10 protein-coding genes and 1 tRNA gene are annotated in these 13,344 nt (G+C 71.5%); 7 read left to right on the top strand and 4 right to left on the bottom strand.

Annotation, left to right across the window (positions count from 1 at the left end; genetic code table 11):
* The first annotated feature begins 320 nt into the window (after positions 1-320).
* The gene (locus AB0A94_RS12515) at positions 321-1,814 is read left to right on the top strand and encodes an MFS transporter (RefSeq protein ID WP_361742881.1); all 1,494 of its coding nucleotides are present in this window, start codon (positions 321-323) and stop codon (positions 1,812-1,814) included.
* A 69-nt stretch (positions 1,815-1,883) separates the two neighbouring features.
* Here the strand turns inward: AB0A94_RS12515 and AB0A94_RS12520 are convergent, their stop codons facing one another.
* From AB0A94_RS12520 to AB0A94_RS12530, 3 genes are all read right to left on the bottom strand, one after another.
* Positions 1,884-2,768, bottom strand: a complete 885-nt coding sequence (locus tag AB0A94_RS12520; protein WP_361742883.1) for a cellulose-binding protein — start codon at positions 2,766-2,768, stop codon at positions 1,884-1,886.
* 203 nt (positions 2,769-2,971) lie between these two features.
* Positions 2,972-5,743 (bottom strand): SUKH-4 family immunity protein, encoded by a 2,772-nt coding sequence (locus AB0A94_RS12525; protein WP_361742886.1) that lies wholly within the window; start codon positions 5,741-5,743, stop codon positions 2,972-2,974.
* 9 nt (positions 5,744-5,752) lie between these two features.
* On the bottom strand, positions 5,753-6,772 hold the full coding sequence (locus AB0A94_RS12530) for an SMI1/KNR4 family protein (protein WP_361742889.1): 1,020 nt from the start codon (positions 6,770-6,772) through the stop codon (positions 5,753-5,755).
* A 353-nt stretch (positions 6,773-7,125) separates the two neighbouring features.
* Here AB0A94_RS12530 and AB0A94_RS12535 point away from each other — a divergent pair, with 353 nt between their 5' ends.
* Complete coding sequence (locus AB0A94_RS12535; protein ID WP_361742892.1) at positions 7,126-7,653, top strand: YwqJ-related putative deaminase; 528 nt, start codon at positions 7,126-7,128, stop codon at positions 7,651-7,653.
* Between the two features lie 55 nt (positions 7,654-7,708).
* A complete protein-coding gene (locus AB0A94_RS12540; RefSeq protein WP_361742895.1) occupies positions 7,709-8,203 on the top strand; it encodes an SUKH-3 domain-containing protein in 495 nt (164 codons plus the stop codon).
* Positions 8,204-8,222: 19 nt separating this feature from the next.
* Here AB0A94_RS12540 and AB0A94_RS12545 read toward each other — a convergent pair whose 3' ends face one another.
* On the bottom strand, positions 8,223-9,527 hold the full coding sequence (locus AB0A94_RS12545) for a histidine kinase (protein WP_361742898.1): 1,305 nt from the start codon (positions 9,525-9,527) through the stop codon (positions 8,223-8,225).
* Between the two features lie 161 nt (positions 9,528-9,688).
* Between AB0A94_RS12545 and AB0A94_RS12550 the strand changes: the two genes are divergently transcribed.
* The 4 genes from AB0A94_RS12550 (at position 9,689) to AB0A94_RS12565 (ending at position 13,297) form a co-directional block, all read left to right on the top strand.
* Entirely contained in the window at positions 9,689-10,567 is an 879-nt protein-coding gene (locus AB0A94_RS12550) for a hypothetical protein (RefSeq protein ID WP_361742901.1), read from the top strand.
* A gap of 11 nt (positions 10,568-10,578) precedes the next feature.
* Positions 10,579-10,649 (top strand) — tRNA-Gln (locus tag AB0A94_RS12555).
* A 133-nt stretch (positions 10,650-10,782) separates the two neighbouring features.
* A complete protein-coding gene (gene glmU, locus AB0A94_RS12560; protein ID WP_361742903.1) occupies positions 10,783-12,228 on the top strand; it encodes a bifunctional UDP-N-acetylglucosamine diphosphorylase/glucosamine-1-phosphate N-acetyltransferase GlmU in 1,446 nt (481 codons plus the stop codon).
* Positions 12,229-12,316: 88 nt separating this feature from the next.
* Positions 12,317-13,297 carry a ribose-phosphate diphosphokinase gene (locus AB0A94_RS12565; protein ID WP_217129796.1) on the top strand — a complete coding sequence of 327 codons (981 nt, stop codon included), beginning with the start codon at positions 12,317-12,319 and terminating at the stop codon, positions 13,295-13,297.
* Positions 13,298-13,344: the final 47 nt, after the last annotated feature.

Here is a 13,344-nt window from a genome sequence, read left to right on the forward strand (position 1 = left end):
CCTCGCGCCCTGGTGTTCAGCGCAGTCTTGTACTGAGGAAAACCCCACCCCTACCGGTGCGGTGTGCCGCCCCCCAGCGGCGTAAAGCCAGGTTAAGGAAGGCCCCCGCCCCGTCTCGTCCTCCGCCGGTACGAACCCTCCCCGACCCGTAGTACGGAGGTACCCCTAAGGGCTCTCCTCCGGCGGGTGGACACCGTCTCAGGGTCGCTCCACCTGTCGGCCCATCCAGGCTCCGCCCTCCCGCGACGGGAGGGCGGAGTGCGAAGCTGTCCGGCGGCGAACACGTGCAAGGGGCAAGCAGAGCGAGGAAGGAGCTCCGGGTGGACGGCACCAGACCGGTGACACGCGACAGCGGACGATCCGCCGCGACCGGGCGGCGCGGCACCGTCGTCGCCGCGCTGATGCTCGCGATGGCCCTGGCGGCACTCGACTCCACCATCGTGTCCACCGCCGTCCCGCAGATCGTCGGCGACCTCGGCGGCTTCTCCTACTTCTCCTGGCTCTTCTCCGGCTACCTGCTGGCCGTGACGGTCACCCTCCCCGTCTACGGCAAGCTCTCCGACACCTTCGGCCGCAAACCGGTCCTCGTCGCGGGCGCCGCCCTGTTCCTGCTGGGCTCGCTGCTGTGCGCCGCGGCCTGGAACATGGCCGCGCTCATCGCGTTCCGCGTCGTGCAGGGCCTGGGCGGCGGCGCCCTCCAGGGCACGGTGCAGACCCTCGCCGCCGACCTGTACCCGCTCCAGGAACGCCCGAAGATCCAGGCCCGCCTCTCCACCGTGTGGGCCCTGTCCGCGGTGGCCGGCCCCGGCATCGGCGGACTCCTCGCCTCCTACGCCGACTGGCGCTGGATCTTCCTCGTCAACCTGCCCGTCGGGACGGTGGCGTTGTGGCTGATCGTGCGTCACCTCCACGAGCCGCGACGGGAGAACGGCCGCCACGCGCGCGTGGACTGGGCGGGCGCGGTCGCGATCTTCGCCTGCGGGGGCGTCCTGCTCACCGCGCTCGTGCAGGGCGGAGTCGCCTGGCCGTGGCTGTCCGCACCGTCGCTCGCCCTGTTCGCGGCGGGAGCCGCGCTCCTCGCGGCCGTGGTCGTGGTGGAACGCCGCGCGGCGGAGCCGATCATCCCCGGCTGGGTGTGGCGCCGCCGCACGATCGCCGCCGTCAACCTGGCCCTCGGCGCCCTGGGCCTGCTGATGGTGGCCCCCACGGTCTTCCTGCCCACCTACGCCCAGTCCGTCCTCGGCCTCGCCCCGGTGGCCGCCGGATTCGTCCTCTCCGTGTGGACGCTGACCTGGCCGGTGTCGGCCGCCCTCAGCCAGCACGTGTACCGCCGCATCGGCTTCCGCAACACCGCGATGCTCGGCATCGGCACGGCCGCGGCCGTCCTCTTCGCGTTCCCCTTCCTCCCCTATCCCGGCGAGGCCTGGCAGCCGACCCTGCTGATGCTGCTGCTGGGCGCGGCCCTCGGCCTGTTCCAGCTGCCCCTGATCATCGGGGTGCAGTCGTCGGTGGAGTGGGAGGAACGCGGCACGGCGACCGGGTCGATCCTCTTCTGCCGGCAGACCGGCCAGACCGTCGGCGCGGCCCTCTTCGGCGCGGTCGCCAACGGCGTCCTGGCCACGCGCCTCGGCGGCGCGCACGACCTGGACTCCGTCACCCGCGCCCTGGACGCGGGCACCGTCCCCGAGGCCACCCGCCGGGCCGTCGCGGACGCCGTGCACGCGGTCTACCTCGGCGCGGCGTGCGCGGCGGCACTGGCGTTCCTGGTCCTGCTGGTCCTCGCACCGCGCACGTTCCCGGTGCTCAAGGACTGAACGGGTCCCGCCCCCCGAACGGCCCCTGCCGCGTCCAGCCGCGGCACAGGGCCCACACCCGGGGCCGGGTCACTCCACGGCCCGCCCCGTCAGCGCACTGAGACCGGCGCACACCTGGTCCAGTTGCGCCTGTACGTCCTCCCGCGTCCCGGCGTGCTCGCGCAGCACCCGCTCGGTCTCCCGCGCGACGCCCTCCGCGCGGACACGCGCCTCGACGAGCAGCTCCGCCGCCCGCTCCCGCGCCTCCTCCGCGCAGCGCCGCACCGACTCCTCCGCGTCGGCGAAGACCTGCCGCGCCTCGGCCAGCACACCCTCGGCGCGCTCCTCCGCCTCCGCGTTCCGGGCCTCCAGCGCGGCCACCCGCGCGGCCTCCTCCCGGGCCACCGCGTCCAGCCGTTCCGCCTGCTCCCCGGCCGCCTCGGCGAGCATCGCCGAGGTCCGCTCGCGCATCTCCCGCAGCACCACCAGCGTCTGCGCGCGCCGCTCCTTCACCTCGGCCCGGGCCTCGACCCGGATCCGGTCGGCCTCCGCACGGGCCGCCAGCAGCACCTCCCCGGCATGTTCATCGGCCTCGGCGCGTACGGACTCGGCGTACGCCCGCGCGGCCTCCCGCACGCCGGCCGCGTCGTCCTCCGCCAGGTCCGTCACGTCCCGCACGTACTGCCGCGCCGACTCCCGCACGTCCGTCGCCTCCTCCCCGGCCAGCTCGAACAGCCGCCGCGCGCTCTCCCCGAGCGACTCGTACGTCTGCGGCGCCAGCCCCGCCACCCGCACCCGCAGCAGCTCCAGCTCCTCCTCCATCTCCCGGGCGAGGACGGTGAGCCGCGCGGCCCGCTCCCAGGCGGCGTCACGATCACCCGAGAGTGCCTCGACGTACGCGATCACCTGCAAGGGACGGTAACCACGCCCCCGTACGAGCTCGAAGCCCTGCGACGACACCGATGCGCTGCTCACCCTGGAACCCCTCTCCACCGACGGACACGAAGCCCAGCACGAAAGACCGAGCACGAAATGGGATGAATTGCGCACATCTTGGTGGATGACACGGAAGTGTTCATAACGCGACACTCCGCGAGGAGGGCACGCAAAAGCCGGGCCAGGTCGTCCTGACGACCTGGCCCGGCTCCTCGCGTCACACGGGGTTCAGCTACGACCGGTCAGAGCAGCCCGTCCCACATCTGCTCCAGCAGCACCGACCACCAGCTCTCCGGCGAACCCAGCGCCGCCGGGTCCAGCGCGGCCAACTGCGCCTGGAAGTCCACCGTCCAGCGGCCCGCCTGCTCCTGGTTCAGCCCGAACCGCAGCCGCCACATCCGGCCCAGCAGCGCCAGACAGCGCGCGAACTCCGGCAGACCGGTGTTCACGAACTGCGGCGGCACCGGCACACCGCCCGGCCCGGCCTCCACCGGCACCGCGACGATGTTCGCCGTGCCGTACTGCACACAGATCGCCTTGCCGAAGTCACTGCCCATCACCAGGTACGAACCCGCGTCCGAGGCCGGCTGCACACCCCGCTCCGCCGCCAGCTCCGCCAGCGTCGGCACCGGCCGGCCCGGCTGGGCCTGCGCCCAGAAGAACGGACCCATGTCCAACGGCAGCCCCGCCACCACCAGGGTGTGCGCCACGACCGGCGGCACACCCTGTCGGGACACCGCCGCCTGCTCGAACCGGAACACACCCGGACCGAACGCCCCCGCCAGCTCCTGCGCGATCGCCTCCGGCGGAACCGGCGGCACCGGCGGCACCGGCGGAATCGGCGCACGCACCGGCGCGGGGCGCGCCGGACCGTCCGCCACCTGGTGCAACTCACCCTGGTGGGCCAGCAGCTGCCCCATGCCCTGCTGCCGGCTCGCGTGATCCGTGCCGTACGGAGCGATGGACGTGATCCGCGCCTGCGGCCACTGCTCACGGATCATCCGCGCGCAGTACGCACCCGGCAGCTCGCACGACTCCAGCTCGGTGTGCAGCTCCAGCACCTGGTCCGGCGGCACGTTCATGGCGCGCAGCTCGTGGAAGATCTGCCACTCCGGGTGCGGCGTACCCGGCGCCGAACGCCGGATCAACTGCTGCTCGGAACCGTCCTGCGCGCGGTAGCGCAGCACGGCCTGGTAGCCGGGGCCGACGGTCGGCTGACCGGCGGGCGGCTGCGGATAGCCGTACGCCGGCGGCTGCCCCGGCACGGGGATCCCGGGCGCGGGCGTACCGGGGGGCATCCCGCCGGGCGGCATCGGCGGAGCACCGCCGGGCATGCCCGGGGGCGCCGGGGGCGGAGGCATACCGGGCCCGGCCACCGGCGGCGCGGCCAGCACGGTCTCCGCGTGATGCACGGGCCCGCGCCCGCCTCCGGCCGAACCGGGAGCACCGGGCGGAACCGGCGGCTGCGGGGTCCCGGGGGCACCCGGGACGCCGGGAGGACCGGGAGGCCGAGAAGCACCCGGAACACCAGGCGCGCCAGGGGCACCAGGCGGCTGAGGGGCCCCGGGAGCACCCGGGACGCCGGGCGGTCCCGGAGGCTGGGGCGCGCCGGGGCCGCCCGGGCCCATGCCTCCCGGGCCCGCGAGCATCGTCGCCGCATGGTGGACACCACCGGGCGGCGGAGGCGGGGTCGGCGTCCCGGGCGGCGGGGTCGAACCACCCGGCGCCCCCGGCCCGTCGGGGCTGAGCGGCGGCACCATCTGCGTCGGCACGTACCCGCCCGCCGGAGCGGACGGCGGCGCGGGCGTACCGCCCGGACGCGCACCCGGGGTCCCGGGGGCGCCCGGAGGAGGCGGGGTCGCCGCGCCCGAGCCGCGCCGCGGAGGCGGAGTCGCCTTGCTGGTCGCGGCGTCCGCGATGTCCCCGGCGTTCGGCGCGAGCGGCCGCTCCGGCACATCCGCACCGGCCGGCGGAGGCGTGGGCGCACCCGGACCAGCCGGCGGAGGCGTGGGCGCACCCGCACCGGCCGGCGGAGGCATAGGCGCACCCGCACCGGCCGGCGGAGGCGTAGGCGCACCCGCACCGGCCGGCGGAGGCGTGGGCGCACCACCGGGCCCGTGCGGATGACCGTACGGCGCACCGCCCCGCGTGGACGGCGGCGCACCCGGCGCTCCCTGCGGCGCACCGGAATCCTGGACCGCCGGCGCGACGGCCGTCGGCGGAAGCCCGCTGCCGCCCGACATCAGCGCCGTCTTCGCCTCCGGCGGAGCCACGGGCGGCGGAGCGTCGTCACCGGACTCGCTCAACTGCGGCGCGAACACGGTCTCCGGCAGCGGCACGGAACGGTCCTCACCGGCATCGGCGTTGGTGTCCGTACCGGCCCACGGAGTCGCCCCGGCCGGCACACCGGCCCCCGCGGGAGAACCACTTCCCCCGGCAGCGGGCCACACGGCACCACTCCCCGCCCCGGCAGCCGCACCCGGCACGGAAGCCCCCGGACCGGAACCCGCCCCCGGAGAACCGGCGGCCGCACCCCCCGTCCCCGAAGCAGATCCTGCACCCGAACCCGACTCCGAATCCGAACCGCCGGCCGAACCCGCAGACGCACCCGCCCCCGAGCCCTCCCCCCGACGGTCCGGAATCCCCAGCCGGTCCGCCGCCTCCTGCAACCACTCCGGCGGACTCAACAAGAACGAGGTCTGGTTCAGATCCACCCGCGCCGCAGGCGCCGGCACCGGCTCGGACGCCGAATCGTCACGGCCGTACTCCTCCTCGTACCGGCGGATCACCTCACCCACCGGCAACGCCGGCCACAGCGTCGCCTCACCACTGCCCCGGGCGATCACCAGCCGCTGCGCACCCCCGTCCGAACGGGGCCCGTCCGCCCGGTCCTCCGCCCACACCACGAACCCGAGGCCGAACTCCCGCACCCGCACCTCACGGTGCTGATACGCCGGCACCTCCCCGTTGACCCACTCCTCCGCGCGCTCCTGCGCCTGCGCGAACGTCACCATCGCCGAAGCTCACTCCCCCGCGGAAGAAACCGGAACGGCACGCGCGAACCCACCGTCCACCATCAGATTCGCCACCGTCTCCAGCTCCGGCGGAGACCCCGCCAACCGGGACAGGAACACATCGAAATCGTCCCCGCACGACAACAACAGCCGCTCCACCCGCTCGGCCGGCGACCACGACGGATCCACGTCCCGCGCGTCGTCGTACGCGCAGAACCACACCGAACCCTGCCGCTCACCCCGCACCTTCACGGCCAGCAGACCACCCTGCACGAAAGCGACGCACAGATAGTCCTTGGTCAGATGGTCACGCAGACACTTGTTCACGTACACGAGGTCGTTGACCGCCGCCTCGTCCCGCACCGTGAAGAACGGCTGGTCCACCAGCAGCCCCAGCTCCGCGTCCAACGCCGTCCCCACCGGCGCGCAACCGCCCGCCGCCTTCAGGAACGACCGGTACGCACCCGGCAACCGGTACCCGAGGTCCTCCTCCACACCCAGGACCTGCGACTCCGTCACCGCCACACCCGACTTCGGCAGCCCGAAATGCGCCGGCCGCGTCTCCTGCAACGGCCGCGTGCCCCGCTTGCCGTGGTCCACCGCCGACGTCGCCACCCCACCGTGATGCCGCAGCAGCGCCTTCACCTCGACCGGCACCAGCTCCAGCCGCCGCGACCCCACCACGTGGTGCCACGTCCACCCGTGCGGCGTCGCCACCGCCGGCACCGTGTCCCACAGCTCGTGACCGCTCGCCGCCAACGCCGCGTTCGCCGACACGTAGTCCGTCAACCGCAACTCGTCGACGCCGAAACCCCCCGGCGGCTCCGCCACCTCCGCGGCCGCACGCGCGTAGGGCGAGAAGTCCGGGTATCCGCGCTCGTCCACCCGTACCCCTCTCGGGTGACGTGCCGCCCGCACCGGATCCGGGAAGTGCACGACCTGCCCGGCATAGGCCGCGTTCGGCGGCGCGGCTTGTCCCCCGGCCTGGCGGCCGGGAGGCACACCCAGCCCGAGCCGACCTGTCGTCATGGCGGTTGCCCCCTGCGGCACTCTGTACGTCCCGCACCGCCCGCCTCCGGACCACTACGGAACGTGTTCGACTGTCACGTCTGTCTCGACTGCTCACCACCACGACCCCCACGGCGCCCGCACACCCAACCGCGCGGATCACCGCATGGATCGCGGTTGCCGACAGCCTATGCGGTACGACGACACCGGTCACCGGCGCCGGTCATCCACCCCTCCGCTTCCGTGACCAGCCGTCACCCTCCCGTGACAGCCCGCCCAAACCCGGGCGTGTCACCCCGCCCCAGCTTCCGCATCAGCCACGCCGTTTGGCACTCTGTGACCTCCGGGGGGATGCTCGGGAGGGGATGATGATCATGAACGTGACGCAGACGGGGCCGCACAGCGGCCCAACCGGCGACCCTCGCTCCGGTGACCCCCGCGTCGGCTGGAGCGCCACCGACACCGCCCACGCCCCCACCCTCCACCACCGCCGCGACGGCATCCTGCCCACCATCGCCGCGGCCCTCTCCGTCCGCGGCACCACCCTCACCTGCACCGCCGCCCGCGGCGACACACCCCCCGCCCTCCACCCCCTCGTCCAGGACTTCCTCGACACCCTCACCAGCGACCAACGCGACCGCTTCACCGGCCGCTGCGCCGAGACCATCCTCATCTCCCGGCACATCACCACCGCCGACGCCGCCCGCAGCAAACGCGCCGCACGCAAACCCATGACCAACGGCGAAGCCCGCAAAACCCTCAAGAACGCCAAACTCACCACCCGCCGCATCCGCGAGGACGGCGACCCCCTCCACGGCGCCTACGCCACCCCCTGCCGCGCCTGCACCGCACTCACCGCCCACTTCGGCGTCCGCATGGTCGACCCCGCCACCAACGGCTGACCCCGGCCCCGCACCACCCACGACCTCGACGAACGAAGACGAAGACGAAGAGCAGATGCACACCGACCGCACCTCCACCACCCGCTTCGCCGTACCCGTCGACGCAGCCCTGCGCGCCGCCGGCTGGCAACCCGGACGCTGGGACATCAAACAAGCGGAAATCTGGGCCGACACCCTCCGCGACCACACCTCACCCGCAGGACACCGCCACACCGTCTTCCCCGCCGCCGTCGAAGCCTGGGCCGAATTCGGCGGCCTCCACGTGACCCCCGGCGGCCCCGGCCGCCAGATCGCCCCCGCGACCCTGCACCTCGACCCCCTCCACGGCCTCCACCTCGCCCGCACCCTCGGCGACCTCGGCCGCGCCCTCGACACCGAGGTCTGCCCCCTCGGCGCCGAAACCGACACCCAGGCCCTCCTCGCCATCGACGCCCAAGGCCGCGTCTACGCCCTCGACCACACCGGCGACTGGTACCTCGGCCCCGACATCGACCACGCCCTCGCCACCCTCGTCTCCGGCATACAGCCCACCCGCCTCACCGCCGGCTGAACACGACAGGACGACCGGACTACGCCGCCGGAATCACCGCCGACACCCGAAAACCCCCCGCGTCCGTCGGCCCCGACACGAACACCCCACCCAGCGCCGACACCCGCTCCTTCATCCCCACCAGACCGTTCCCCCCCGACGGCAACCCCGCCGACGACGCCGCCTCCGGCGGCGGCTCGTTCTCCACCTGCATCGCGATCTCCGACACCCGGTACGCCAGACGCACATACGTCTTCGCACCCGCCGCATGCTTGTGCACGTTCGTCAACGCCTCCTGCACCACCCGATAAGCCGTCGACTCCACCTCCCGCGCACACGACCGCGCCTCCCCCACCACCGACAGATCGACCACCATCCCCGCCGCCGCCGACTGCCCCACCAACTCCTCGATCTCCGACAGACACGGCCCCTCCGCCTCATCCACCGCCCGCGACGCAGCCACCGCAGCAGCCACCCCCACCGCCGCCAACGGCACCGACGCCCGCTCCCGCCGCTGCCCCCCGTCCCCACCCGAGCGCAGCACCCCCAGCATCTCCCGCAACTCCGTCAACGCCTGCCGCCCCATGTCCCCCACCAGAGCAGCGTTCTTCACGGCCTTCTCCGGATCCTTCCGCGCCACCGCCTGCAACGCCGCCGCGTGCACCACCATCAGACTCACCCGGTGCGCCACCACGTCATGCATCTCACGGGCGATCCGCGTCCGCTCCTCACCCCGCGCCCACTCCGCCCGCTCCTCCGCCCGCTCCGCGAGCAACTGGAGCTCCCGCTCCAGACTGTCCGCCCGCTCCCGCAGACTCTCCATCAACCGCCGCCGCGCCCCCACGTACAGCCCCAGCAACAACGGCGGCGCCGTCACCCCGATCGCCGTCGTGATCGACGCGAACGGCACGATCCAGTCCCCGACCTCCACATCCCCCCGCGCCAGGTTCTGCCGCATCCGCACGAACATCACGATGAGCACACCCACCGACTGCATGCCCGCCAGCGACGCGATGATCCGCCGCGGCACCTCGGACGCGGCCAGCGAGTACAGGCCCACGACGCCCATCAGGAAACCCATCGCCGCCGGCGTCACCGCGATCGCCACCAGCACCACCGCGATCGGCCACTTCCGCCGCACCAGCAGCACCGAACCGGCGAGCACCCCGAAAACGGCCCCCACGCCGGCCGGAATCCCCGCCTCCCACGCGAACGGGATCCCCTCCAGCCCGCACTCCACCGCGGACACCACCGCGAGCCCCACATCCAGCACGGCACTACGCCGCCTGTCCCACCACCACGGCCCTCCCCGGGCCGTCACACGCTCTTCCCCCGTCGTGGTCATGCGTCCAGCCTACGGGCGCACGGCGCCGCTTTTCCGACGAGTTTCCACGTCCGGATCACACCACACGGGGTGACCGTTCGCATGCCATACGGCCCGAAATCCCTCGAACTGCTGAATCGGACACCGTTCGAGAGAGGAACCGACCATTCCGCCCGGACGGTATGCGTGTGACACATGCACCCGGCACATACGCCGACTTCGAGAGGCTGCGGGAACAGGCGGTGGCCCTGCGACGGGCGGGCTACAGCCTCCGCCAGATCCGCGACGAGCTGAGGATCTACAACAACGACATCCTCAACCAACTGGTGAAGGGGGAACCTCCGCCGGCCTGGACGAAACGCCCCAACGCCAAGGACGACCTCCGGGAGAAGGCACGGGAGCTGCGCCTCCAGGGCTGGACGTACAACCAGATTCAGGCCGAGTTGGGCTGCTCCAAAAGCTCGGTATCACTTTGGGTGCGCGACCTGCCCCACCCGGAACCCAAGCACACACCCGAGGAGCAACGAGCCCGCATGAACGCTGGGCTTGCCCGGTTGCGCGCCTCCCAAGACCGCGACCGGACAGCCACAAGGGAGGCAGAAGCTGCAGCCATCGGCGAGCTGTCCGCGCGGGAGTTGTTCATCGCCGGGGTGGCCCTCTACTGGGCCGAGGGAGCCAAGTCGAAGCCGTACCGCCGCAGTGAGGTGCTCCAGTTCATCAACAGCGACCCCAACGTCATCAGACTCTTCCTGCGCTGGCTGGAGCTGCTGGAGGTACCCCGAGACCGCCTGACAATCCGGGTCTGCATCCACGAACGTGCCGACGTACAGGAAGCGGAGAACTACTGGGCCGACATCGTCGGCGTCGACGTTTCCGCTTTCAGCAAGGCCACACTGAAAAAGCACAATCCGCGAACCGTCCGCAAGAACACTGGTGAGACGTACCGTGGCTGCCTTGCGATTTATGTCCGCCAAAGTGCAGACCTGTACCGTCGCATGGAGGGCGCTTGGTACGGCATAGTAGGGGCTGCACCCGCGACCGATCTAGAGAATCGGACATAGCGCGTAAACCATCCCGGGTCGTCTAATGGTAGGACAAAGAGTTTTGGTCTCTTGAATGAGGGTTCGATTCCTTCCCCGGGAGCTCACAGCACACATCACGCGTGTTCGGGCCCTGACCGGTCACCCCGGTCAGGGCCCGCTCTCATGTCCCCCACAAACACCCCCGGTATCCTGCGGTTGTCACCCCCCTCCCCATCACAGCCGAAGGGCATCCCGTGAGCACCAATCGCCCGGCAGCCGTCGTCGTTCTCGCAGCGGGTGAGGGCACCCGTATGAAGTCGGCCACACCGAAGGTCCTGCACGACATCTGTGGCCGTTCCCTGGTGGGTCATGTGCTCGCCGCAGCCGGTGAGCTGGAGCCGGAGAACCTGGTCGTCGTCGTGGGGCACGCCCGCGAGAAGGTGACCGCACATCTCGCCGAGATCGCCCCTGACGTGCGTACCGCCGTGCAGGCGGAGCAGAACGGCACCGGGCACGCCGTGCGGATGGGGCTGGAGGAGCTGGGCGGTTCCGTGGACGGGACCGTGGTCGTCGTGTGTGGTGACACCCCGCTGCTGACGGGTGAGACGCTGCGGCGGCTGTCGGCCACGCACTCCGCCGACGGCAACGCGGTGACGGTGCTGACGGCCGAGGTGCCGGACGCGACCGGTTACGGGCGGATCGTGCGGGACGACAGCGGTGCCGTGACGGCGATCGTGGAGCACAAGGACGCGTCCGAGGCGCAGCGGGCGATCCGGGAGATCAACTCGGGTGTGTTCGCGTTCGACGGGGTGCTGCTGGCGGACGCGCTGAAGAGGGTGCGGACGGACAACAGTCAGGGTGAGGAGTACCTGACGGACGTGCTCGGGATCCTGCGTGGGGCGGGGCACCGGGTGGGTGCGTCGGTGGCGGGGGACCACCGGGAGATCGCGGGGATCAACAACCGGGTGCAGTTGTCCGAGGCGCGGCGGATCCTCAACGACCGGTTGCTGACGGAGGCCATGTTGTCCGGGGTCACGGTGGTCGACCCGGCGACGACGTGGGTCGATGTCAGCGTGTCGTTCGAGCAGGACGTGGTCGTTCACCCGGGGACGCAGTTGCACGGGGCGACGCATCTGGCCGAGGGGTGTGAGGTCGGGCCCAATTCGCGGTTGACGGACACGCGGGTGGGTGCGGGGGCGCGGGTGGACAACGCGGTGGCGGTGGGTGCCGAGGTGGGTCCCGAGGCGAGTGTGGGCCCGTACGCGTATCTGCGGCCGGGGTCGCGGCTGGCGCGCAAGGCCAAGGTCGGTACGTACGTGGAGACGAAGAACGCGTCGATCGGTGAGGGGACGAAGGTTCCGCATCTGTCGTATGTGGGGGATGCGACGATCGGTGAGTTCTCGAACATCGGTGCGGCGAGCGTGTTCGTCAATTACGACGGGCAGGACAAACATCACACGACGGTCGGATCGCACTGTCGGACCGGTTCGGACAACATGTTTGTGGCGCCTGTCACGGTCGGGGACGGGGCTTACACGGCTGCCGGGTCGGTGATCACGAAGGATGTGCCGCCGGGTTCGCTGGCCGTGGCCCGTGGCCAGCAGCGGAACATCGAGGGTTGGGTGGCTCGTAAGCGTCCGGGGAGTGCTGCCGCGAAGGCGGCGGAGGCGGCTTCCCGGGAGCCGGCCGGCGAGGACTGACCGGATTCGGTCCTCTCGAACAGGGCGTACCGTGATAAGTGCACTTCCGCACCGCCACCAGCTGCGACACCTCTGAGGAGATTGTGCTGTGACCGGGATCAAGACGACCGGCGAGAAGAAGATGATGTTCTTCTCCGGCCGCGCCCACCCCGAGCTTGCCGAGGAGGTCGCCCAACAGCTGGATGTCGGGGTCGTGCCGACGAAGGCCTTCGACTTCGCCAATGGCGAGATCTATGTGCGGTATCAGGAGTCGGCTCGTGGTGCCGACTGTTTCCTGATCCAGAGCCACACCGCTCCGATCAACAAGTGGATCATGGAGCAGTTGATCATGATCGACGCGCTGAAGCGTGCGTCGGCCAGGTCCATCACGGTCATCGTGCCGTTCTACGGTTACGCGCGGCAGGACAAGAAGCACCGGGGTCGTGAACCGATCTCGGCGCGTCTGATCGCTGATCTGATGAAGACGGCGGGTGCGGACCGGCTGCTGGCCGTGGATCTGCACACGGATCAGATCCAGGGCTTCTTCGACGGGCCCGTCGACCATCTCTTCGCGCTGCCGCTGCTCGCGGACTACGTGGGTGCGAAGGTGGACCGTTCGAAGCTGACGGTGGTGTCTCCGGACGCGGGCCGTGTGCGGGTGGCGGACCGTTGGTGCGACCGGCTGGGCGCGCCGCTGGCGATCGTGCACAAGCGGCGGGACAAGGACGTGGCGAACCAGGTCACGGTGCACGAGGTCGTGGGTGACGTGAAGGGGCGCATCTGCGTCCTGGTCGACGACATGATCGACACGGGTGGCACGATCTGTGCCGCGGCGGACGCGTTGTTCGCGCACGGTGCGGAGGACGTGATCGTGACGGCGACGCACGGTGTGCTGTCGGGTCCGGCGGCGGACCGGTTGAAGAACTCGCGGGTGAGTGAGTTCGTGTTCACGAACACGCTGCCGACGCCGGGGGAGCTGAGCGAGTCGCTGGACAAGATCAAAGTGCTGTCGATCGCGCCGACGATCGCGCGTGCGGCGCGTGAGGTGTTCCAGGACGGTTCGGTGACGAGCCTGTTCGACGAGCAGTAGGCGGGTGCGGTAGACCCGCACAGCGTGTGCAGTAAGGGTTCTGCACC

This window comes from Streptomyces sp. NPDC044984 (assembly GCF_040646935.1).
Taxonomy (GTDB): Bacteria; Actinomycetota; Actinomycetes; order Streptomycetales; family Streptomycetaceae; genus Streptomyces.

Bases quoted from the DNA above. Each gene is read 5' to 3' on its own strand.
- AB0A94_RS12525 (WP_361742886.1), bottom strand. From the start codon at position 5,743: ATGGTGACGTTCGCGCAGGCGCAGGAGCGCGCGGAGGAGTGGGTCAAC.
- AB0A94_RS12530 (WP_361742889.1), bottom strand. From the start codon at position 6,772: ATGACGACAGGTCGGCTCGGGCTGGGTGTGCCTCCCGGCCGCCAGGCC.
- AB0A94_RS12535 (WP_361742892.1), top strand. From the start codon at position 7,126: ATGAACGTGACGCAGACGGGGCCGCACAGCGGCCCAACCGGCGACCCT.
- AB0A94_RS12540 (WP_361742895.1), top strand. From the start codon at position 7,709: ATGCACACCGACCGCACCTCCACCACCCGCTTCGCCGTACCCGTCGAC.
- AB0A94_RS12545 (WP_361742898.1), bottom strand. From the start codon at position 9,527: ATGACCACGACGGGGGAAGAGCGTGTGACGGCCCGGGGAGGGCCGTGG.
- AB0A94_RS12550 (WP_361742901.1), top strand. From the start codon at position 9,689: ATGCGTGTGACACATGCACCCGGCACATACGCCGACTTCGAGAGGCTG.